At 63.5% G+C, this 21,120-nt stretch carries 15 protein-coding genes; 6 read left to right on the forward strand and 9 right to left on the reverse strand.

What is annotated here, in order from left to right; translation table 11 throughout:
- Position 1: 1 nt before the first annotated feature.
- Positions 2–1,003, reverse strand: coding sequence for a GTP 3',8-cyclase MoaA (gene moaA, locus BLU32_RS06665; protein WP_093805550.1), 1,002 nt, complete (start codon positions 1,001–1,003; stop codon positions 2–4).
- Positions 1,004–1,286: 283 nt separating this feature from the next.
- Between moaA and BLU32_RS06670 the strand changes: the two genes are divergently transcribed.
- Complete coding sequence (locus BLU32_RS06670) at positions 1,287–1,658, forward strand: gamma-butyrobetaine hydroxylase-like domain-containing protein (protein ID WP_244501811.1); 372 nt, start codon at positions 1,287–1,289, stop codon at positions 1,656–1,658.
- 150 nt (positions 1,659–1,808) lie between these two features.
- Positions 1,809–2,438, forward strand: coding sequence for a L,D-transpeptidase (locus BLU32_RS06675; RefSeq protein WP_093805552.1), 630 nt, complete (start codon positions 1,809–1,811; stop codon positions 2,436–2,438).
- Positions 2,439–2,479: 41 nt separating this feature from the next.
- Here BLU32_RS06675 and BLU32_RS06680 read toward each other — a convergent pair whose 3' ends face one another.
- From BLU32_RS06680 to BLU32_RS06705, 6 genes are all read right to left on the reverse strand, one after another.
- On the reverse strand, positions 2,480–2,821 hold the full coding sequence (locus BLU32_RS06680; protein WP_093805553.1) for a c-type cytochrome: 342 nt from the start codon (positions 2,819–2,821) through the stop codon (positions 2,480–2,482).
- A gap of 282 nt (positions 2,822–3,103) precedes the next feature.
- Positions 3,104–3,694 carry a L,D-transpeptidase gene (locus BLU32_RS06685; protein ID WP_093805554.1) on the reverse strand — a complete coding sequence of 197 codons (591 nt, stop codon included), beginning with the start codon at positions 3,692–3,694 and terminating at the stop codon, positions 3,104–3,106.
- A gap of 189 nt (positions 3,695–3,883) precedes the next feature.
- Positions 3,884–5,518, reverse strand: coding sequence for a fumarate hydratase (locus tag BLU32_RS06690; RefSeq protein WP_093805555.1), 1,635 nt, complete (start codon positions 5,516–5,518; stop codon positions 3,884–3,886).
- Between the two features lie 117 nt (positions 5,519–5,635).
- Positions 5,636–6,199, reverse strand: a complete 564-nt coding sequence (locus BLU32_RS06695; RefSeq protein WP_093805556.1) for a YceI family protein — start codon at positions 6,197–6,199, stop codon at positions 5,636–5,638.
- Between the two features lie 43 nt (positions 6,200–6,242).
- Complete coding sequence (locus BLU32_RS06700; protein WP_208976988.1) at positions 6,243–6,845, reverse strand: cytochrome b; 603 nt, start codon at positions 6,843–6,845, stop codon at positions 6,243–6,245.
- Positions 6,846–6,915: 70 nt separating this feature from the next.
- Positions 6,916–7,494, reverse strand: a complete 579-nt coding sequence (locus BLU32_RS06705) for a YceI family protein (RefSeq protein WP_093810685.1) — start codon at positions 7,492–7,494, stop codon at positions 6,916–6,918.
- Between the two features lie 281 nt (positions 7,495–7,775).
- Here BLU32_RS06705 and BLU32_RS06710 point away from each other — a divergent pair, with 281 nt between their 5' ends.
- Positions 7,776–8,408 carry a glutathione S-transferase family protein gene (locus BLU32_RS06710; protein WP_093805557.1) on the forward strand — a complete coding sequence of 211 codons (633 nt, stop codon included), beginning with the start codon at positions 7,776–7,778 and terminating at the stop codon, positions 8,406–8,408.
- Here BLU32_RS06710 and BLU32_RS06715 read toward each other — a convergent pair.
- Both BLU32_RS06715 and BLU32_RS06720 read right to left on the reverse strand, forming a co-directional pair.
- Complete coding sequence (locus BLU32_RS06715; protein ID WP_093805558.1) at positions 8,363–8,923, reverse strand: GNAT family N-acetyltransferase; 561 nt, start codon at positions 8,921–8,923, stop codon at positions 8,363–8,365. The genes BLU32_RS06710 and BLU32_RS06715 overlap by 46 nt on opposite strands.
- 25 nt (positions 8,924–8,948) lie before the next feature.
- Positions 8,949–9,647 (reverse strand): glutathione binding-like protein, encoded by a 699-nt coding sequence (locus BLU32_RS06720; RefSeq protein ID WP_093805559.1) that lies wholly within the window; start codon positions 9,645–9,647, stop codon positions 8,949–8,951.
- A gap of 210 nt (positions 9,648–9,857) precedes the next feature.
- Here BLU32_RS06720 and BLU32_RS06725 point away from each other — a divergent pair, with 210 nt between their 5' ends.
- The 3 genes from BLU32_RS06725 (at position 9,858) to pbpC (ending at position 21,120) form a co-directional block, all read left to right on the forward strand.
- Positions 9,858–13,331 (forward strand): PAS domain S-box protein, encoded by a 3,474-nt coding sequence (locus BLU32_RS06725; RefSeq protein WP_172838539.1) that lies wholly within the window; start codon positions 9,858–9,860, stop codon positions 13,329–13,331.
- 112 nt (positions 13,332–13,443) lie between these two features.
- Entirely contained in the window at positions 13,444–18,960 is a 5,517-nt protein-coding gene (locus BLU32_RS06730) for an alpha-2-macroglobulin family protein (protein WP_172838540.1), read from the forward strand.
- Positions 18,961–18,981: 21 nt separating this feature from the next.
- Positions 18,982–21,120, forward strand: coding sequence for a penicillin-binding protein 1C (pbpC, locus tag BLU32_RS06735; RefSeq protein WP_093810687.1), 2,139 nt, complete (start codon positions 18,982–18,984; stop codon positions 21,118–21,120).

Consider the following 21,120-nt stretch of genomic DNA (forward strand, 5'->3'; position numbering starts at 1 on the left):
GTCAGCCGCCGGTCACACTCATGTGTCGGGTGACGGCCGGCTGGCGGGTCTGCCGGTCGATTACGAAATCATGACCCTTGGGCTTACGTCCGATGGCCTCATCGATGGCGTCGTTGAGCAACTCGTCGCTTTCCGATGCTCGAAGGGCCGCACGCAGATCCGCACTGTCGTCCTGCCCCAGGCACATGTAGAGCATGCCCGTGCAGGTAACCCGCACGCGGTTGCAGCTTTCGCAGAAATTGTGGGTCATCGGCGTGATGAAACCGACCCGCCCTCCGGTTTCCGCAACGCTGACGTAGCGGGCCGGTCCGCCGGTCTTGTAGGGAATGTCTTCCAGCGTGAAGTTCTCTGCGATGCGCTCGCGCACCGTGGAAAGCGGCAGATACTGGTCCGTGCGGTCCTCGTTGATCTCGCCGAGCGGCATGGTCTCGATCAGCGTGAGATCGTAGCCCTGTTCGTGGCACCAGCGCATCATCTGCACGATTTCATGCTCGTTGACGCCCTTGAGCGCCACCATATTGATCTTCACCTTCAATCCGGCGGCGGTCGCGGCGCGCAGACCGTCCATCACCTTGCCGAGATCGCCCCAACGGGTGATCGCCTTGAACTTGGCCGTGTCCAGCGTGTCGATCGAGACATTGATGCGCCGCACGCCGCAATCGTACAGTTCCTGCGCGAACCGCGAGAGCTGCGAGCCATTGGTGGTAATGGTCAGTTCTTCCAGCTTGCCGCAGTCGAGGTGGCGCGACAGGCCCCGGATGAGGCTCATGATGTTCTTGCGCACCAAAGGCTCGCCACCGGTCAGGCGCAGCTTCCGCACGCCTTTCTTGATGAAGGCGGAGCACAGCCGGTCGAGTTCCTCGAGGCTGAGGACCTCGCGCTTGGGAAGGAACGTCATGTCCTCCGCCATACAGTAGACGCAGCGGAAGTCGCAGCGGTCGGTCACCGACACGCGCAAGTAGCTGACTTCTCGTCCGAAGGGGTCGATCATCGGCTGGGACATTTCCGTTTCCTCAACTGGGTGAAAGGCGCGTTCGTAAGCCGCAACCAGTTCCCGATATCTTGCCTGTCGCAAGCTAAGCGGCATCATGCTGTTAAGGGCAACGTAGCGGAATAGCGCCCTGCGTCAATTGTCGTGGCACGGGAATGCCGACTTCCGGCGGTGTGGGCGGCGGAGCCGGTGCAGTCGCGTCGCGACAGACTTGCCGCCAGCCGTTGAAACGCTATGGTCCGCACCGTGTTCGCAGTCCCTGATGGGGCTTTTTCCGATTGAAAGGACCTTGCCCGTGACCGATAGCAAGCCCTGGCCGAAAGAGATCCGTCTCGCCAAGGACAAGAAGCAGTTGACCGTCGCCTTCGACACCGGGGAAAGTCATGCGTTCGAGGCCGAGTATCTGCGGGTGTGTTCGCCCTCCGCCGAGGTGCAGGGCCATTCTCCCGCGCAGAAGCAGACTGTGCCCGGCAAGCGGGACGTCGGCATCATGCAGATTGAACCCGTTGGAAATTACGCGGTCCGTATTCACTTCGACGATCTGCACAATACCGGCATTTTCTCGTGGGATTATTTTTTGAAGCTCGCGAAAGAGCGTGAGGAGATGTGGGGCGGGTATCTGAAGGACCTTGAGGCAAAGGGGCTGTCGCGGGATCCCAAACGCTGAAAATGGCGGTCTTGGAGTGGCAGTACATCGACAAGGTCGCGGAATCAGGCCAATAATTTAAGGCTGATTCCATCGGAGACCTGTGTCGTGCGCCAACGTCATTCACGTCGTCCCCTCGAACCTGGTGTCCTGACCCGCCGCGCGCTCATCATGGGCCTGCCGCTGTTCCTTGCCGCGTGCCAGACCAAGGGGCGGTCCATTGAAGCCGCGGGCCTGACCCCGCGCGCCGACGGCACGCCCGATTACGCGCTGGCCTATGCCGCGCGCACCGACGGGGGCTTTCGCATTCCGGCCATTCCCTGGAAAGACTTTGACCCGAGGTACCTTCGCCAATCGGTTCGCCATATCACTTCCGAGGAACCGGGCACCATCATCGTCGACCCGGCGAACAAGTTTCTGTATCTGGTGCAGCCGGGCGGACGGGCGCTTCGCTATGGCATTGGTGTCGGACGCGCCGGTTTTGCGTGGTCGGGCGATGCGATCATCCGCTTCAAGCGCGAATGGCCGAAGTGGTTTCCGCCGGCCGAGATGATTGACCGGGACCCGAAACTCGAGAAGTACCGCGACGGTCAGGACGGCGGCCCCCGAAATCCGATCGGTGCGCGGGGGCTTTATCTCTGGCAGGGCAATGTCGACACGCTTTACCGCATTCACGGAACCAACCAGCCGCGCAGCATCGGCACAAATGCCTCGTCGGGCTGTATCCGCATGTGGCAGCAGGACGTGATCGACCTGCATTCGCGGGTCAAGATCGGTGCCAAGGTCGTCGTGCTCGGCTGAAGCCCGTTCGGCGGCATGTCTGGATCTGCGTCGGCGTTTTTTCAGTTTTCCGCCAGGCTTTGCGCGTAGGCGACGATTGCGTCGATGTCGTCGATCTTCAGCATCACTTCCTCGATTGTCGCCGGTTGGTCGGGTGGGCGCTCCTCGTCCGTATCGAAGCGAATATGCGCGGGATGCGGCCGGCGGGCATAAAATGTCTCGAAACGATCGCGCCAGTCCGAAAGCGCCTTCACCATGATCATGAAGGACGGCGTTGAGGAAATGCCGCTCATCCTGTCGTCCGGCGCGACGACATGGCAGCGCGCGCAATGAAGCTTCGACAACGCCTTGCCACGGTCTTCAAGCGCGGGATCTCCAAGTGCGATTGCAGGAAGAAGCGCCACGGCCCCGAAGAAGACTAGAATTGACTTCGGAGCCGTTGGAAAACGGCCATGTCCCCACCGTGCACCCGCTTGTGGTGTCGATATGCATCTGCCGTAACGTCTCATTTCGCCTCCGCCGGACCATGGCTGCCCATATGCAGATTAGCCCCTTTTTCCACTGCGGTGGAGTCGGAAGGCCCTTGCGGAAGGTCTCTGGACTGTCGTTGAAACAAAACAAAAAGGGCCGGCGGATGCCAGCCCTTTTCCGTGAAATATTGCGTCGCGCCTTGGTCGATCGCTGCGTCAGCGCTTGACCACGACCCTGGTGCCGACATTGACGTTGTCGTAAAGATGCTTGACGTCGTCATTTGCCATGCGAATACAGCCGGACGAGACGGCGGTGCCGATGGTCCATGGCTCGTTCGATCCGTGAATACGGTAGAGCGAGGATCCAAGGTACAGCGCACGCGCGCCCAGCGGGTTGTTCGGCCCCCCCGGCATATGCGCGGGAAGCACACGTCCCTTGCGGCGTTCACGCGCCCGCATCTGCGGCGGAGGCGTCCAGCCCGGCCATTCGGCCTTGCGGGTAATGCGCTTGGTGCCAGCCCACTGGAACCCCTCACGGCCAACGCCAATGCCGTATTTGATCGCGCGACCGTTCGATTGCACGTGATAGAGGCGGCGCTCGCTCGTGTCGATGATGACAGTGCCTGGCCCATACGGTCCATCGTAACGAATACGCTCCCGACGGATCGGCGATTTGCCGCTCGGCATGCCGCGCGCACTGTAGTCGATCCACTGTTTGGTCGCCGGGTCGAAATAGCGAGCGGCGAGAGTCGGCGTGGCAACGACTGCTGCGGCCACGGTTATTGCAAGCAAACGAAAGAAGCGCATCTTAGGGTTCCCATCCGGTGGTCAAGCAAACCATCCTTCCATCGGTCGGTGGTCCGTTAATGATAATCGGTATTGTCCCTTGCAAAGCGGTTAATGCAAAGGGGCATCTTGGAACAACCGTAGCGGAATTTTGGCATGAAGCCGTGACCGGGATCACATCCTTGTGAGGACGCGACCCTTTCGGTTTGATCAGCCGAGGTTGAGGTCCTTGAAGAAGTCGTTGCCCTTGTCGTCGATGACGATGAATGCGGGGAAGTCTTCGACCTCGATTCGCCAGATGGCTTCCATCCCCAGTTCCTCGAACTCGACGACCTCAACCTTCTTGATGCAGTCCTGGGCGAGCCGCGCTGCGGGGCCGCCGATGGACCCGAGATAGAACCCGCCATGTGCCTGGCAGGCGCGACGCACCTGGGCAGAGCGGTTTCCCTTCGCCAGCATCACCATCGAGCCGCCGGCCGCCTGGAATTGATCGACATACGCATCCATGCGCCCGGCCGTTGTGGGGCCGAAGGACCCGGACGCGTAACCTTCCGGCGTTTTCGCCGGGCCTGCGTAGTAGATCGGGTGGTTCTTGAAATAATCGGGAAGCGGCTCGCCGGCTTCCAGCCGGGCACGAAGCTTGGCATGCGCCAGATCGCGCGCCACGATCACGGGGCCGGTGAGCGACAAACGCGTCTTGGTCGGGTGACGGGAGAGTTCCGCAAGGATCTCCGGCATCGGCCGTGTAAGATCGATCTTCACCACGTGATCGGAAAGGGCCTCGTCGGTCACCTCAGGCAGGTATTTGACCGGCTCGCGCTCAAGCTCCTCGAGAAAGATGCCGTCCCTGGTGACCTTGCCGAGTGCCTGTCGGTCGGCGGAACACGAGACGCCGATGCCAATGGGCAGCGATGCGCCGTGCCGGGGCAGCCGGATCACACGCACGTCGTGGCAGAAGTACTTCCCGCCGAACTGTGCACCGACGCCGGTGTCTTGCGTCAACTTGTGAATCTGCGCTTCCATTTCATGGTCGCGGAAGGCGTGGCCAAGCTCGGATCCGGCATCCGGCAGGCCGTCCAGATAGCGCGCGGACGCCAGCTTCACGGTCTTCAACGTCATTTCCGCCGACGTGCCGCCGATGACGATGGCAAGGTGATAGGGCGGACAGGCAGCCGTGCCGAGCGTCAGGATCTTTTCCTTGATGAAGTCGATCAGACGTTCGGGCGTCAGCAGCGATGGGGTGCCCTGGTAGAGGAAGGTCTTGTTGGCTGATCCTCCCCCCTTCGCCATGAACAGGAACTTGTAGGCATCCTCGCCTTCGCTGTAGAGCTCGATTTGAGCCGGCATGTTGTTGGAGGTGTTTTTCTCCTCGAACATGGAAACAGGCGCCAATTGTGAATAACGCAGGTTCTTCTTGAAATAGGCGTCGCGTGCGCCTTCTGCCAGTTTTGCCTCGTCGCTGCCGTCGGTCCAGACGCGGCGCCCCTTCTTGCCCATGATGATCGCCGTGCCCGTGTCCTGGCACATCGGCAACACGCCATGCGCCGAGATATTGGCGTTTTTCAGAAGATCGAAGGCAACGAACTTGTCGTTTTCGGTTGCCTCGGGATCATCGAGGATCTTGCGCAACTGGGCGAGGTGTCCGGGACGCAGGAAGTGGTTGATGTCGGCAAAGGCCTCTTCGGCCAAAAGGCGCAGCCCCTCCGGCTCGACCACCAGAACGTCCTCGCCGTTGAAACTGTCCACGCGCACGTGGTTGCCGGACAGCTTGCGGAAGGGCGTCGTGTCCTCGGCCAGCGGAAACAGTGAGGCATGGCGATAGGCGGGGGACTTCTGTTCGGACATGACGGACCTTGACCTGCATCGGAGAGAAAGAGGGTGCCGCCTTTTACGCCATTCGGGGAGCTTGAGCCAAGGGATACGCCTTCACATTTTCATATCCCCGAATGAAGGCGCCCTTCGTCAGCGTGTCGCGGTGATTTCGAGGTCCACGGTCACCGGGTCCGCAACGGTCGGCGGCGACACGTCCGTCCCCACGCCGAAGATCAGGCGGGCGAGCGACACGCTTGCCTTCGCGCGTGCGGTGTCACCGTCGACAGTCAGCGTAAAGGGAAGGACAAAGGGCTCGCTCTTCCCCTTGATGGTCAGGGTTCCTCGCGCCTCATAGCTGATTTCGCCGGTGGAGACGATCTCGCTGGAAGTGAATGTCGCCTCCGGGTGGCTGGATGTGGCGAACCAGGCGGCGCCGGGCAGCGTCTGGTCGACTTGTGGTTTGCCGGTCTTTGCAGAACCCGGCCGAACGGTCGCATTGATTTCCGCCTCGTCGAGGGCGTTCGGGTCGAGGGTGATTTCGGCGCTCCAGTCCTGGAAAGTGCCTTTGAGCGGCGAGCCGTTTTGCTGCGCGACGAAGGTCACCGAACTGGCACCCTGGTCCACGGACCAGGTGGTCGCGGCTGTCGGGGTCGCGGCAACGGTCACAAGCCCGATCGTGAGGGCGAGCCGTTTGAGCGTCGAAGAGCGTGACATGAGAACTCCTGTGTGTCGTGGACGGTCCCGCCGAAAGGGGCATTCAGGTCTCTTGGACCGTGTCCACGCGGGCGGGCGCCGTCGAAACGATCCGCTTCATGACGGTGTCGCGGTTGATGAAATGATGTTTGAGCGCTGCAGCCACATGGGCGACGAAGAGGGCAAGCAGAACGAACCCGAGCAGCTCGTGAACCTCTTTCAGGAATTCCTCCGCCTCGGCATTTGTTCCCAATACCTCCGGTACGGGCAGATGCGGCACCGGGATCACGTTAAAGAGGACGGTCGGAATGCCCCAGGGCGACGCAGAAACCATTAGCCAGCCGGAAATCGGCAGGGCGAACAGCACGAAATAAAGGCCCGCATGGCCAAGATGCGATGCAATCCGCTGATAGGTTGGCATGCTCGCGGGGAGGGCCGGTGACGGATTGACGGCCCGCCATAGAAGCCGAAGCGCGGCGAGGGCCAGAACAACGAAGCCGAAGGACTTGTGCCACTGATAAATTGCAAATGTATCGGGCGCCGTTGGGTCAAGGCCGGACATGTATTTGCCCACCGCGAACATGCCGATCATCAGGGCGGCCATGGTCCAGTGAAACGCAATAGCAACGTTGCCATAGCCTGTGGACGTATTGCGCAACTGCATCATGGCCTCCCTGGGCTGGTATCGTCCGGACACGCGTAAGATGATTGAGCCGCGTGTCCGGAAACTGATCCGTTTATTCTGCTTTCAGGGCTTCTGCACTGAAGGAAATTGTCACGTCGTCTCCGATATACGGAACATACATGTCCATTCCGTAGTCGGTGCGCTTCACCACGGTCGTGGCGTCGAGGCCCACGGCCGGCTTCTCGGCCATCGGGTGTTCGCCCTGGGCATTCACGGTCACCTGAAAGGTCGCCGGCTTGGTAATGCCCTTAATGGTCAGGTCGCCGGCAATCGCAAGTGTGTTCTCGCCGGTCTTTTCGACACTGGTCGATGTGAAGGTCGCGGTCGGATGGGCGGCGACCTCGAAGAAGTCCGCGCTCTTCAAGTGCTTGTCGCGCTCGGCCCAGAAGGTGTCCATGCTGTCGACATCGACGGTCATGCTGATCTTCGAATTGGCCGGCGTGTCGAGGTCGATCAGCAGTTCTCCGTCCCACTCGCCGAAGCGGCCGTCGGTCGTCGAATAGCCAAGGTGGTTGTAGGAGAAAGCCAGGTTGGCATGTGACTTGTCGAAAGCGTAGGCAACCGGCTCGGCTGCGAGCGGCGTGGCGAACAGGAGCGCCACAAGAGCGGCGGCGGTGGGAAGCTTGATCATGTGAACCCTCTTGAAGTCGTGTCTTGACGAAACCGCAAGCGCGGCAGCGTCGCTCACAGATCGTTCGTGAGGCCGGGATCATCAAGCACGTCGCATTGAATTCACTGTCCACACAGCGTGAACAGATGGCCGTGAGTTTCTTTCAATGTGTGACAAATGCATGACGACGAGCGGTTTTGCCATCAAGATCGGTCGGGCGCGGCAATCGGCTTGAACACGCGGCGGGTCTATGTCGAAATGGTATGCAAAAGCGTCAGCAGCGCCATGCCAGGGGGCCGGCAATGATCGATTTGTACTCGTGGACAACCCCGAACGGACGCAAGGTCTCCATCATGCTGGAGGAATGCGAGCTGCCCTATACGGTTTTCCCGGTCGATATCCTGAACCGGGAACAGCACCGGCCGAATTTCCTGCATATCGCGCCAAACGGAAAAATCCCGGCGATTGTCGACCGGGAGGCCGGTGTCAGCCTGATGGAATCAGGCGCGATCCTTCTCTATCTGGCGGAAAAGGCGGGACGTTTTCTGCCAGGCGAAGGCCCTGAGAGGCTTCGCGTTATCGAGTGGTTGATGTGGCAGATGGGCGGTTTCGGGCCGATGCTGGGCCAGGCGCATCATTTCCTGCATTTCAATCCCGGAAAGGCGGCCTATGCGGAAGACCGCTATGCCGAGGAGGCTCGTCGCCTCTACGGCGTGCTCGACAAACAACTGAGCGAGCATGAGTTTGTTGCCGGTGCCTATTCGATTGCCGACATTGCGATCTGGCCGTGGGCGAGCCGCTACCAGTGGCAGGGCGTGGATCTCGATGCCTTCCCGAACGTCCGGCGCTGGTACCTGGAACTCGCAGCACGTCCGGCGGTTCAGCGCGGTTATGATGTACCTTCGATCGGCGCGGAGATCCCGATGCCCGGATGACCGGGAGCTGCACCGTTCGTTTCCATCCGGAACTTGAGAAACCTGCGGCCTTCGTAATCCACCTCACCGAGGTAGACGGCGCCGAGCCGCGCAAGTCCTCTGAGGTGGCGTCGTGACGGCGGCAGAAGAAAGGTCACGTAGGGAATACGCCGGTCCGCCCTGGCGAATGCGAGTGCATTCCGCGAGATTGCGACACCCAGGCCGAAACGCTCGGGCGTCAGCACCAGGCCGAAATCCCATTCATCGCCTTCCTTTTGAAATCCGCCCCAGCCGGCATAGGCGCCGTCGCAAAGGATCGCCCAGTGACCGAGACCGTCGCGCTTCCAACCAGCTTCCTTGGCTGCGATAAAAGCCGCACAGCGCTGCCGATCCCAGTCATTCGTCACAAGCGGCATGTGTTCGATCACACGGGGGTGGTTCATGTGCGCGGTGATCTCGTCTGCCGGAATCTCCGTCAGACGCGCGAAAGCGATTTCCGGTTCGAGCCCGCGCGGCCTTGTCTCTGGTTGCTTCATGTCGTCATCTTTGCATTGATCCCGGTCAGGCAGGGATGGCGAGACCGCGCGCGAATGCCGGGCGATCGAGGCAGGTCTTCATCCAGCGCAGAACATTGGTCCGTTCGTTCAGGCCGGACAGTTCATCGGCTTCATAAAATCCGCCAAGGGTGCGAAGCCACGGCACGATCGCGATATCTGCGATGGTGTAATCGTCGCCCATAATGTAGGCGCGTCCGGCCAGGCGCTGTTCGAGAACGCCAAGCAATCTCTTGGTTTCGTTGAGATAACGTTCACGCGGGTAGGGGTCTTTCACCTTGTCGGCTGCAAACTTGTGAAAATGCCCGAACTGCCCGAACATCGGTCCCACGCCGCCCATCTGAAACATCAACCATTGCAGACACTCGTAACGTCGGCGCGGCTCTTGCGGCAGAAGACGGCCGGCCTTTTCCGCCAGATAAATCAGGATCGCGCCGCTTTCGAAGAGACCCAAAGGCATGCCGTCCGGTCCGTCGGGATCGATGATCGCGGGGATCTTGTTGTTCGGGTTGAGCGAGAGGAACTCCGTGGTCGTCTGGTCGTCGCTGTCAAAGGAAACGCGGTGCGCCTCATAGGGGAGGTCGAGTTCCTCCAGCGCCACCGACACTTTGATGCCGTTCGGGGTCGGCAGGGAGTAGAGCTGGATCCGCTCAGGCATCGTCGCGGGCCAACGGGCGGTGATCGGAAAGGCGCTCAGGTCTGGCATTTTGGCCTCCTGTCGTGAGTGCGGGTGTCCGGTTCTGGTTATTCGAACGGGCGGGCGGTGTCTGCTGAAACAATTTTGATCGAAAATGAACGGCACGTTTGCAATTGACGACGAGCGTTGCGGCCTAGGTTAAGCTGCCGTTGCTTCACCTCGCGGGGAGAAGCGAGCAAGCAACCCCGGGTTTCGCCCCGAATGAGGAATGCCGCAGCAATGTCATCAAGTTCCTCCGGTCACGTTTTGCGCATTGGCTTGCTGATTGCAGGCGTTCTCACCCTGTGCGCGATTGCGATATGGGTGGTGATCGGGCACATGCGCATGGATTATGTCAACGAGCGCGTCCAGGTGCTTGAGGCGCGGTCTGCGATGGTCGAGCGCTATGGCCTCTATCATGCGGTTTCGGACGGGGTGGACGATTCAGCACCGGGAACGGTGGCCCCGGTCGAGCCCGATACGGGCGATTTGGGCGACCGCACGCCATTGGCCTTCTCGGTCGAGCCGGCGACGGGCGATGACAGCACGTCCGGGGCCTTCGATGCGATTTCCAGCGCTCGCAACGCGCTGGTTGATGAGGGACAGAGTTCGTTTTGGGTGAGCGAACGGCGAGCGGATGGCATCGATCTCTTCATTGCGGTCCCGCTGGTGCACACGCGTACATGTGTTTCCTGCCACGGCGCTGAAGGCGTGGCGGCCGGCCGGCCGGCCGGCCTTGATTGGGAGGGGGGCGGAGTTGTGGCGATGCTCGTCGCCATGACACGGATCGAAAATCTGCCGTTGCGCGCGGAAGATACGATTGAACTGTCGGCCGTGGCGGTCGCGCTTTCGAGTATCTTTCTGCTCGGCATCATGCTGAGCCGGCAGCGGCGGCAAAGCGAGATTGCCATCTTCAATGCCGATGCGGCCCAGGCGGAGGTGCGGCGGCTCGAAGACATTGCGGACGCTCACCGCCAGACGCGTGAACGCGATGCCCGGTTGGCGGCCGTGATCGAAAGCATCGGCGAGGGGGTGCTGATCTATGACAAGGGAGGCTTGATAGAGAGCGCGAATCCCGCCGCCAACAGGATATTCGGTCATGAAGGCCAGACCCTTCAGGGCCGCTCCGTGGTGCCGCTTTTTGGTAACTCCGGCGTTGACACGCCGGTTGCGTTTCACTTGTTCCCTTCGGTGCGGACAGGGGAGACGCCGAGCCTGCCCCTTGAGTACGACGGTCTCACGCTTGCCGGCGGTCGTCTTCCGGTCGAATTGGCGATCAACCGGGTACAGACGGGCGATGTGCAGTTCTATGTCGCTGTCGTGCGTGACATTTCGTGGCGCAAGGACACAGAGCGGCAGCTTCGCGAGGCGCAGGACAGGCTGCGCGGGGCAATCGAGGCTTTGCCGGATGCCTTTGTCCTGTATGATTCCGACGATCGTCTGGTGATCTGCAATCAACGCTACCGGGATCTTTACGCCCTCAGTGCCGAGGCGATCGCACCCGGGTGCCGGTTCGAGGACATGCTGCGCTATGGCGTGTCGCTCGGTCAGTACATCGATGCGCAGGAAGACCCCGAAGGCTGGATCGCGGAACGTTTGCGCCTTCATCGGTCCCCTCCGTCCCGGCCGATCGAGCAACACCTTGGTGACGGGCGCTGGCTTCGCGTGTTCGAACGACGCATGCCGGATGGTCAAACCGTCGGTTTTCGGATCGACATTACCGAGCTCAAGCGTCGCGAGGAAGCGCTGCGGCAGAGCGAAGGCCAGTTGCGTGCGGTGGTCGGTGGTGCGCTCGACGCGATCGTCGTGGTTGATGCGGACGGGTGCATCCTGGAGTTCAATCCCGCAGCCGAAAGAGTGTTCGATTACGCGCGCGCGGACGTGATTGGAGCTCCCGCGCGGGAGCTTCTGGTGCCGGAACGTCACCGCAAGGCATATGATAACCAGATTTGCGCCATCCTGGAGGCAACCTCCTTCGACACAGATGGACAGCGGATCGAAGCGCGGGCCCTGACCCGCACGGGCGTGGAAATCTTGATGGAGGTTGCCTTCAATTCCGTGCAGGGCGATGAGGGGCCCGTTGTAATCGCATTCATGCGTGACATTACCGGCGATCGGGCCAAGACGGTCGCGCTTGAGGAAGCCCGCGCACAGGCGGAAGAGGCGGATCGGGCGAAGTCGGATTTCCTCGCCATGATGAGCCATGAGATCCGGACGCCGCTCAATGCTGTGCTTGGCCTTCTCGATCTGCTGCTCCACACGCGGTTGCAGACCGAGCAGAAGAGCCACGTCGAAACGGCTCGGGGCGCTGCCTTCGCCCTGCTTCAGATCCTGAACGATATTCTGGACTTTTCACGCCTTGAGGCCCGCAGGTTTGCGTTTTTCGACGCTCCTTTCGATCCGGCAGCACTTGTGGAAGCCGTCCGGGCGCTTTTTTCGATCAAGGCCGCCGAGAAAGGCCTGTTTTTCGACGTGACCGTCAGGCCGGATGTCCCCGACGCGCTCGTTGGCGATGCCGGACGGATCCGGCAGGTGCTCATCAATCTCGTGGCCAATGCGGTGAAGTTCACGCAGCACGGCGGGGTGAGTGTGAAAGTCGGTCTCCGGCCGACGCCGGCGGAGGACGCGGGAAACCTTGTCCCGCTCATTATCGAGGTGGAAGATACGGGGGTCGGAATTTCCGGCACCGATCCCGACAGGGTCTTTTCCCGTTTCGTGACCAGCCGGGATGGTCCCGGAACACGCAGCGAGGGGGTGGGCCTGGGGCTGGCGATCAGCCTTGAACTTACGGAGGGCATGGGGGGAACTCTTTCGCTTCAGCCGCGCGAGGGGGGAGGAAGCCGTTTTCTCGTGGCACTCGACCTTGCCCGCGCCGGTGCAGCGGACACCGACTGCACCGGAAGCGAGGAAAGGGTTCCCGACTTCCGGGTCTTGCATGGCGCGATGATCCTGCTTGCCGAAGACAACGCGACGAACCGCATGATGACGGGGCATCTGCTGGATCGCTGGGGCTGCCAGTACCGAACGGCGGAAACCGGAAAAGAGGTGTTGTCTTTGCTGGAAGAAAGCGCTTTCGATGCGGTGCTGATGGATGTGTCCATGCCGGAGATGGACGGGATCGAGGCCACCAGACGGATTCGCGCCGGCGAGGGAGATCATGTGGACACGCCCATAGTGGCTTTAACCGCGCATGCGCTCGTGACGGAGCGCGACAAGGCGCTGGAGGCCGGCATGAATGCCTTCGTGACCAAACCGGTGGATGCAGCTGTGCTGCGGCGGACACTGGCGGACGTTCTGGGGGGCGGCGCCCCGGATCGCGAGGGCTGGGTCGCGCCCGCGGACGCGATGGGTCGGGCGTGGCAGGCCTCGCTTCTCGATGAGGACAAGCTCAGGCAGTTGGATCGGGACCTGCCCCCGGACCTGCGCTATAGCATTTACACCCGATGCGCGATCGATCTGAGAGTGCAGGCGGACCGCCTCGAGACCGCTGAAGATCCCGCAACGATGGCTGCAGCCAGTCACGTGATTGGGTCGCTGGCGGCGACGTTCGGGGCGAATGCCGTTTCCGAGCAAGCTGTCGCACAGGAACGCGCTGCCGCCAGCAGATCGGCCGACAAAGAATTTCGTGCTGGCGTGGAGGCCCTCGTTGCAGCAGTGCGTGCGCTGGCCGACGCACTGGACGAGCGGCGCAGGCACGCCGACGCCGGGACGTAGCCGCCGAAGCGGGTGCGAGAGGCAGGGCTTTTTTCCAGATTGCGTCTTGGACTTGTCAAGATTGCGTGATCGAGTTGAAATCGAGAGGAAAGGTCTCTCCGGGGAGGTAGCTATGTTCGAACGTCACATGCGCGCGGAGCGCAAAGCGCGATTTTTGCGGACGCTTGCTGCGCTGACGATCGCGGCGACGTTTGTCTTTCCCGGGGCAATGAGCGAGGTGAACGCCCAGGAGCGCCGTATCGTGACGGTGGATGAGGCGGATTATTTCGGTGGCGACTACCGAACGCTCAAGGATATCGATCTTGAGGCCTGCAAGGCCGCATGCGTCGACGACCGCCGGTGCAAGGCCTTTACATTCAACACCTCGGCTGGGTGGTGTTTCCTGAAATCCGAGGTTGGCAGTCTGCAATCCTTCGCCGGGGCCGTTGCCGGACGCCTCGTCGTCGTCGAGGCGCGTGACGAGAACCTTGCCGAGAATCGTGGAAGCGAACTCTCTTATCTGCCGCGCACGCTGCTCGACACTGCCGCAAGCTTTGCGCGACAGTTGCCGCGTGAGTACCGGGCGGGTGAGGGCGATGTTTCGGCCAGGGCCCGTGCGGCCCGCGAGACCCTTTCGCGGGGCGCGCTTGAAGATGCCCAGGCACGATTTGCTCGTACCCTGGTCCTTGCTCCGGACCGTCATGATCTCTGGGTCGGTCTTGCGCAAAGCCTGGTACGCCAGGCACCGGACGACTGGCAAAAGCGCAATGAGGTGCGTGACGACGGAACGTCCGCCGCCATCAATGCCTATCTGACGTCGGCTGAGACGGCACAGCAGGTGACTTCGCTTGAAATTCTTGGCGCCTCGCTGGTCAAGCGTCAGCTCTACAAGCCGGCCATCAAGGCATGGCGCGCAGCCCTTGCGCTTGAAGAACGGCCCGGGTTGCGCAAGCGCTACGAACAGCTGGTTGCAGAGCACGGCTTCCGCATTCTCGATCACCAGGTCGATGCGGATTCGGCCACGCCGCGGATCTGCGTGGTCTTTTCCGACAAGCTTGAGCGCAATGCCGATATGGAGCCTTTCGTGCGCGTGACCGGCGCCGGTCCGTTCTCGGTCGAGGGCGACGAGGCCCAGATCTGCATCGACGGTGTCAGTCACGGCGAACGCTATTCGGTGCTGGTGCGTCAGGGCGTTCCCGCCGCAGATGGCGAAAAGCTGGAAAAATCTGCCTCGCTCAACGTCTATGTGCGCGATCGCAGTCCGTCCGTTCGCTTCCTCGGGCGCGCTTATGTGCTGCCTGCCGGCGACGGCGCCACGATCCCCATCGTGTCGGTCAACACATCGACGGTCGAGGCCGAGATCTACCGGATCGGCGAGCGCGGCCTGGCACCGGCCCTGCGCGACCGGCGGGTGCTGTCGCAGCTGGATCCGGGGCGGGCCGACCAGTTGCGCGACGAATATGGCGAAAAGGTCTGGACCGGCGAAGTCGAGACACGCGCTCCGTTGAACACGGATGTCACCACGGCAATTCCGGTTGCGGATCTCGGGCTTGAGATGGAGCCTGGCATCTATGCGATGGTCGCGCGTGCCGCCGCCGACAAGAAGAACGAGTGGGGTCCGCGCGCGACGCAATGGTTCCTCGTCTCGGATCTCGGAATAAGTGCGTATTCGGGAGCCGATGGCGCTATGGTGATCGTGCGTGCGCTGTCCGACGCCTCGGCGGTGACAGACGCGACGGTGCGTCTGGTCGCGGTCAACAACGATGTGCTTGGAGAGGTCAAGAGCGACGCGGAAGGCATTGCCCGCTTTGCTCCGGGACTTTCGCGCGGAACCGGCGGCCTGGCGCCGGCGCTGGTCAGCGTCGAGACCGGTTCGGGCGACTATGCCTTTCTCGACCTGACGGCTCCGGCCTTCGATCTCAGCGACCGCGGGGTCTCCGGGCGCGCGGCACCCGGTCCGGTCGATGTCTTCGCGTGGCTTGATCGCGGGGTCTACCGGCCTGGCGAGACCGTTCACGCGGGCGCCATGGCGCGCGACCGCAACGCCGATGCCAGCACCGGCCTTCCTCTGACCTTCATCTACGACCGTCCCGACGGCGTCGAGCATCTGCGGGTCGTTGTCGCTGATGCGGGCGAGGGCGGACGGGCCCATGCCCTGGAGCTTCCGGCGGGTGCCCAACAGGGCGGCTGGACGCTGCGCGTCCATGCCGATCCGAAGGGTCCGGCCCTTTCGCAGACCTCCTTCCTTGTCGAGGATTTTCAGCCCGAGCGGGTCGACTACACCCCGGAAACCGAGGCGGAGGCGTTCGATCCGGCCGACCCGCCGGAGGTCTCGATCGCCGCACGGTTTCTCTATGGCGCACTGGCGTCCGGTCAGCGCCTTGAGGGCGAGGTCATCGTCATGCCGACGCGCGAGCTGCCGTGGTATCCGGGCTACAGCTTCGGTTTGGCGGATGAGCAGATCTTCCCGGATCGCGCCAGGCTCCCCGACGGCCTCGAGACGGATGCGGAAGGACGGGTGCAATTCGTCCCGCCGCTTCCCGAACTGCAGGACACGACGGCCGGATACCGGGCACAGATCGTGACGCGACTGGTCGAGGCCGGCGGACGGTTCGTCGAACGCGGGCTGGAAATGCCGATCCGTCCCGGTGGTCCGCGTCTTGGCATGAAGCCGGCGTTTGACGGCGGCGTCGAGGAAGGCGGGCCGGCGGAGTTCGACATTGTGGCGATTGCGGCGTCCGGCGAGCGCATCTCCGCGGACAAGGTAAGCTGGAGCCTGTCCAAACTCGACACGCGCTATCAATGGTATCGCTCCGACAGCCGCTGGTCCTACGAGCCGGTAACCACGTCGCGGCGCGTGGAAAGCGGAACGCTTGATATCGCGGCCGGTGCGCCTGCACGCCTGTCCGTCCCCGTCGATTGGGGCCGTTACAGGCTGGAAATTACTGGCGAAAGCGGATCGGGAATGGCGACCAGCGTCGAATTCAACGCCGGCTGGTATGTGTCTTCCGCCTCATCCCAGACGCCCGACGTGCTGGAAGTCGGGCTCGACAAGGAAGCCTACCGTGTCGGAGAGACCGCGACCCTGCGCATGACGCCGCGTGTCGCGGGGATCGCGCTCATCTCGGTCATGTCGGAACGTCTGATCGAAAGCCGCACCGTTCCGGTGACAGCCGGCGAAAGCGAAGTCTCGTTCGAGATCACCGACGAGTGGGGCAGCGGGGCCTATGTGACCGCGACCCTGCTGCAGCCGATGGATCTGAAGGAAGACCGCATGCCGTCGCGGGCGCTCGGGCTTCAGTGGCTCAAGGTCGATCCGGGCGCGCGCCGGCACACGGTGTCCCTGGAAGTTCCAGAGCGCATTCGTCCGCGCGCGACGCTCGACGTCGGCGTGCGCGTCGCGGGGCAGGCGGCCGGAAAGCCTGCCTATGTTACCATCGCCGCCGTCGATGTCGGGATCCTCAATCTGACCGGTTTTGAGGCTCCGCAGCCGTCCGCCTGGTACTTCGGCCAGCGCCGGCTCGGCGTCGATATCCGCGACTACTATGGTCAGTTGATCGACCGGACGGCCGGCGAGCGCGGGCGGATTCGCTCCGGAGGTGACGGCATGGGGCTGAATCTCGCCGCGCCGCCGCCACAGGAAGCGCCGGTCGCACTGTTCTCCGGCGTTGTCGAAACCGATCCCGACGGGCGGGCGAGCGTGTCCTTCGAGGTGCCAGACTTCAACGGAACGCTCAAGCTGATGGCGGTCGCCTGGAGCGCAGGTGGCGTTGGCGAATCACAGCGCGACGTCACCGTGCGCGATCCGCTCGTCATGACGGCCACGCTGCCGCGTTTCCTTGCGCCCGGCGATGAATCGCGCCTGCTTGTCGAGATCGACAATGTCGAGGGCGCGGCCGGCGATTATGAAATCTCCGCCGATATCAGCGGGCCGGTCACGACCGCTCTCGGCGCAAACCGTCGCCAGTTGCGTCTGGAGGCGGGCGAACGTCGCAGCCTTCACGTTCCGGTCCGCGCCGGCGACATGCCCGGTGATGTCTCCTTCGTGCTGCGCCTGAGCGGTCCGGACGGTCCGGTCGGCGAAAAGACGCTCGCGCTCGGCGTGCGTGACACCACACCGCCTGTCACCCGACGCTCCCATGTGACGCTTGCCGCCGGCGGAAGCCTGGCGCTTGATGCCGGCACGCTCGCCGGGCTTCAACCGCGCACGGCGCGCGTGAGCGTGGCGAACGGTGGCCTTGCCCGGATCAATGTGCCGGGGCTCCTCGCGGCGCTCGACCGGTATCCCTATGGCTGCACGGAGCAGACGGCCTCGCGTGCCCTTCCGCTCCTCTATGTCAACGAGATGGCGATATCGGCGGGACTGGAGGCCGACGCGGATGTGCGCGAGCGGATCCAGACGGCAATCGGGCGCGTGCTCGGCAATCAGGGGTCGAACGGGGCCTTCGGACTGTGGAACAGCTATGGCGGCAGCGACACATGGCTGGATGCCTATGTCACCGACTTCCTGCTGCGGGCCCGGGAACGCAACTACGATGTGCCGGAACGCGCGATGACCGCGGCCCTCGACAATCTCGAGAATCGGGTGGCCTATGCCTCCGACTTCGAGAGCGGCGGCGAGGACATTGCCTATGCGCTCTATGTTCTCGCCCGTTCGAGCCGCGCATCGCTCGGCGACTTGCGCTATTACGCCGATGTGAAGCTCGATGCTTTCGGCTCCGCGCTTGCCAAGGCCCAGATCGGCGCGGCCCTCTCGCTGTATGGCGAGACGACGCGGGCGAAGCTTGCCTTCGATGCAGCACTCGGAGCGGCCGAACGGCCGGAATCCATCGGCTACCGGGACGACTACGGGACAGCGCTGCGCGATGCGGCGGGGGTTCTGGCCTATGCGACCCGTTCGAAGGTCGACGGCCTCGACACACCGGCGCTCGCGCGCCAGGTGGGCAACCGGCAGGACGCGGCCTCCGCGCTCTCCACACAGGACATGGCGTGGCTTCTGCTTGCGGGCCATGAGCTTCAGCAAACGGCGGCGGACAGCGCCTTCGCCCTCAACGACAATGCGGTCAGCGGTGCTTTGGCGAGCCGCTTCAACGGCGCGGACCTGCTCACCGACCCGGTGTCGCTGGCAAACCGCGGCGAGACGGCACAAGACGTGGTTGTCACGGTCACCGGCAAGCCGTCCGGGCCCGAGCCAGCTACGGCAATGGGGTACCGGATCACGCGCGCCTATTATGACCTCGACGGCAATTCCGTCGATCCGGCCGGCGTCGCGGTGAACACCCGTCTGGCGGTGGTCCTGACGGTGACCCGCGACCGGCCCGGACGCGGGCGGGTGATGGTGGTGGACCGGCTGCCCGCCGGGCTGAGCATCGACAATCCGCGGCTCGTGCGTTCCGGCGATGTCGGTGCGCTCGACTGGCTCGACAGCGTCGACAACGCGGAACATGTGGAGTTTCGCGACGACCGGTTTGTCGTCGCGGTGGACGAGAAGAATCTGAACGGTGACCGCTACACCTTCGCCTATCTCGCTCGTGCCTCGGTGCCGGGCCGCTTCGCCCTTCCGCCGGCAACGGTGGAGGACATGTATCGGCCGGACCTGAACGGACGCACGGGGGCGGGCCGGTTCGAGATTCTGGGTCCAAGGCAGTAACGGCGGACGATGGAGCCGCGGATGCAGGACAAGCGCCCTCCGCCTCGACGACGCTTCGCGCGTGTCGCACGATGGGCCGTCGCCGGTTTCGCGGCGGTGCTGGCGGGAGGCGCCGCGCTTGTCGCCTTGCTGTTCGTTCAGGTCGCCTCCGTTCCCCCGGTGCGCCCTACGGCGGGGGTCACAGTTTCGAAAGCCGTGCTGGCGCGCGACGGAGCCTTGTTGCGGGCCTTCCAAACCCCCGACGACCGCTGGCGGCTTCCGGCCTCGCTGGACGATGTGGACCCGCTCTACATCCGCATGTTGCTGGCCTATGAGGATCGACGCTTCCATGCGCATGGCGGTGTCGATCCGCGCGCGGTTCTTCGGGCCGCCGCGCAGTCGCTTGGCGCAGGCCGGATCGTGTCGGGGGCCTCGACGTTGACGATGCAGACCGCGCGTCTGACGATGGAGCGGTCGACGCGCGGCCTGTCATCGAAGTGGCGGCAGGTCGTTCTGGCGCTGGCGCTTGAGCGCGATCTCACCAAGGACGAAATCCTTGGGCTTTATCTGCTGCGCGCCCCCTTCGGCGGCAATATCGAAGGTGTGCGGGCGGCGACGCTCGCCTGGTTCGGAAAGGAGCCTTCGCGTTTGACCCCGGCGGAGGCCGCGCTCTTGGTCGCCCTGCCGCAAGCGCCGGAACTGCGCCGTCCCGACCGGTTTCCGAAGGCCGCGCGTGAGGCGCGCGCCCGCGTTCTCGCGGTGATGGAAGCGCGTGGGGTGTTGGGCGCGGATCAGGTTGCCGCGGCATCGCGCGCGTCGGTGCCGACCCTGCGGCGGGAGGTGCCGCGTCTGGCAGCGCATGCAACACGTGACGCGATCGCTGTCGGGGGCGCCGCAAACGAGGTCCGGCTGACCCTCGACGCGGATCTTCAGGCACGGCTGGAGCAGCTTGCGCGCGCGCGCGCGCTGCGTCTTGGACCGCATGTCTCCGTTGCCATGATCGTCGCCGATCACCGAAGCGGTGAGGTTCTGGCACATGTCGGGTCCCCGGATCTGCTCGACGAGGCTCGGCGCGGGCACGTCGATATGACGCGCGCGTTGCGGTCTCCCGGATCAACCCTCAAGCCGCTTATCTACGGACTGGCCTTCGAGGAGGGCATCGCCCATCCCGACAGCCTGATCGACGACCGGCCCGTGACGCTTGGCGGATATTCCCCGACCAACTTCGATCAGTCCTTTCAAGGGACCGTTCGTGTGCGCGACGCGCTGCAAGCCTCCCTGAATGTGCCGGCCGTGGCGCTTCTGGATGCGGTCGGGGTCGCACGTTTTGTGGCGCGCCTGCGCCGCGCCGGCGCAACGCCGCGCTTTTCCGGAGACCGGCCCCCCGGACTTGCCGTGGCGCTTGGCGGTTTCGGACTGTCGCTGACGGATCTGGTGTCGCTTTATGCGGGGATCGCGAATGGGGGAGCTCCCGTTCGTCTGCGGATCGACGACGGCGAAGGCGGCGGTAGCGCACGCGTGCCGGCGCGGGAAAAGCGGGTGCTCTCGCCGACCGCCGCATGGCGCATCGGAAAGATCCTGTCGGAGGTGCCGCCGCCGGCGAGCGCGCGCGGTGAGGGCGTCGCCTACAAGACCGGAACTTCCTACGGATATCGCGACGCCTGGGCGTTGGGATACGACGGTCGCCATGTCATCGGGGTCTGGACGGGACGCGCGGATGGCACCCCGGTGCCGGGCATGACCGGCTTCGAAGCGGCGGCCCCCATCCTGTTCGAAGCGTTTCAGCGCGTCGGGCCGGAACGCGTGCGTTTGTCGCCGCCGCCAACGGCGCCCCTTGCCGGGAGGGATACGGTTCCCGCGCCTCTCCATCATGCCCGTACCCGGGCTCTGCGCGAGGGAACCGAAGGCGCGGCGTCAGCGCCCGAGATCTTCTATCCCCCCGACGGAGCAGTCATCGAGCTCGGGCTGAAGCGCGCATCCGGCGCGCGCGATGCGTTGCCGCTCGTGGTCAAGGCCAGGCGGGGGCGTGGCCCCTTCGTCTGGATGGCGAACGGAGCGCCGGTCGCCAGTGGCGCCCATGCGCGCGCCCTGACGCTGGTGCCGGATGGTCCCGGCACGTCGACGATCTCGGTGATCGATGCCGACGGGCGTTCTGCCCGCGTCACCGTGCATCTGCGGTAG

It is taken from the genome of Stappia sp. ES.058 (assembly GCF_900105595.1).
Classification (GTDB): domain Bacteria; phylum Pseudomonadota; class Alphaproteobacteria; order Rhizobiales; family Stappiaceae; genus Stappia.

What these genes read in the sequence shown, in the direction of transcription:
- BLU32_RS06675 (WP_093805552.1), top strand. Translation starts at nt 1,809, where the DNA reads ATGGGCCTGCCGCTGTTCCTTGCCGCGTGCCAGACCAAGGGGCGGTCC.
- BLU32_RS06695 (WP_093805556.1), bottom strand. Translation starts at nt 6,199, where the DNA reads ATGTCACGCTCTTCGACGCTCAAACGGCTCGCCCTCACGATCGGGCTT.
- BLU32_RS06715 (WP_093805558.1), bottom strand. Translation starts at nt 8,923, where the DNA reads ATGAAGCAACCAGAGACAAGGCCGCGCGGGCTCGAACCGGAAATCGCT.
- BLU32_RS06705 (WP_093810685.1), bottom strand. Translation starts at nt 7,494, where the DNA reads ATGATCAAGCTTCCCACCGCCGCCGCTCTTGTGGCGCTCCTGTTCGCC.
- BLU32_RS06690 (WP_093805555.1), bottom strand. Translation starts at nt 5,518, where the DNA reads ATGTCCGAACAGAAGTCCCCCGCCTATCGCCATGCCTCACTGTTTCCG.
- moaA (WP_093805550.1), bottom strand. Translation starts at nt 1,003, where the DNA reads ATGTCCCAGCCGATGATCGACCCCTTCGGACGAGAAGTCAGCTACTTG.
- pbpC (WP_093810687.1), top strand. Translation starts at nt 18,982, where the DNA reads ATGCAGGACAAGCGCCCTCCGCCTCGACGACGCTTCGCGCGTGTCGCA.
- BLU32_RS06710 (WP_093805557.1), top strand. Translation starts at nt 7,776, where the DNA reads ATGATCGATTTGTACTCGTGGACAACCCCGAACGGACGCAAGGTCTCC.
- BLU32_RS06725 (WP_172838539.1), top strand. Translation starts at nt 9,858, where the DNA reads ATGTCATCAAGTTCCTCCGGTCACGTTTTGCGCATTGGCTTGCTGATT.
- BLU32_RS06700 (WP_208976988.1), bottom strand. Translation starts at nt 6,845, where the DNA reads ATGATGCAGTTGCGCAATACGTCCACAGGCTATGGCAACGTTGCTATT.
- BLU32_RS06730 (WP_172838540.1), top strand. Translation starts at nt 13,444, where the DNA reads ATGTTCGAACGTCACATGCGCGCGGAGCGCAAAGCGCGATTTTTGCGG.
- BLU32_RS06685 (WP_093805554.1), bottom strand. Translation starts at nt 3,694, where the DNA reads ATGCGCTTCTTTCGTTTGCTTGCAATAACCGTGGCCGCAGCAGTCGTT.
- BLU32_RS06720 (WP_093805559.1), bottom strand. Translation starts at nt 9,647, where the DNA reads ATGCCAGACCTGAGCGCCTTTCCGATCACCGCCCGTTGGCCCGCGACG.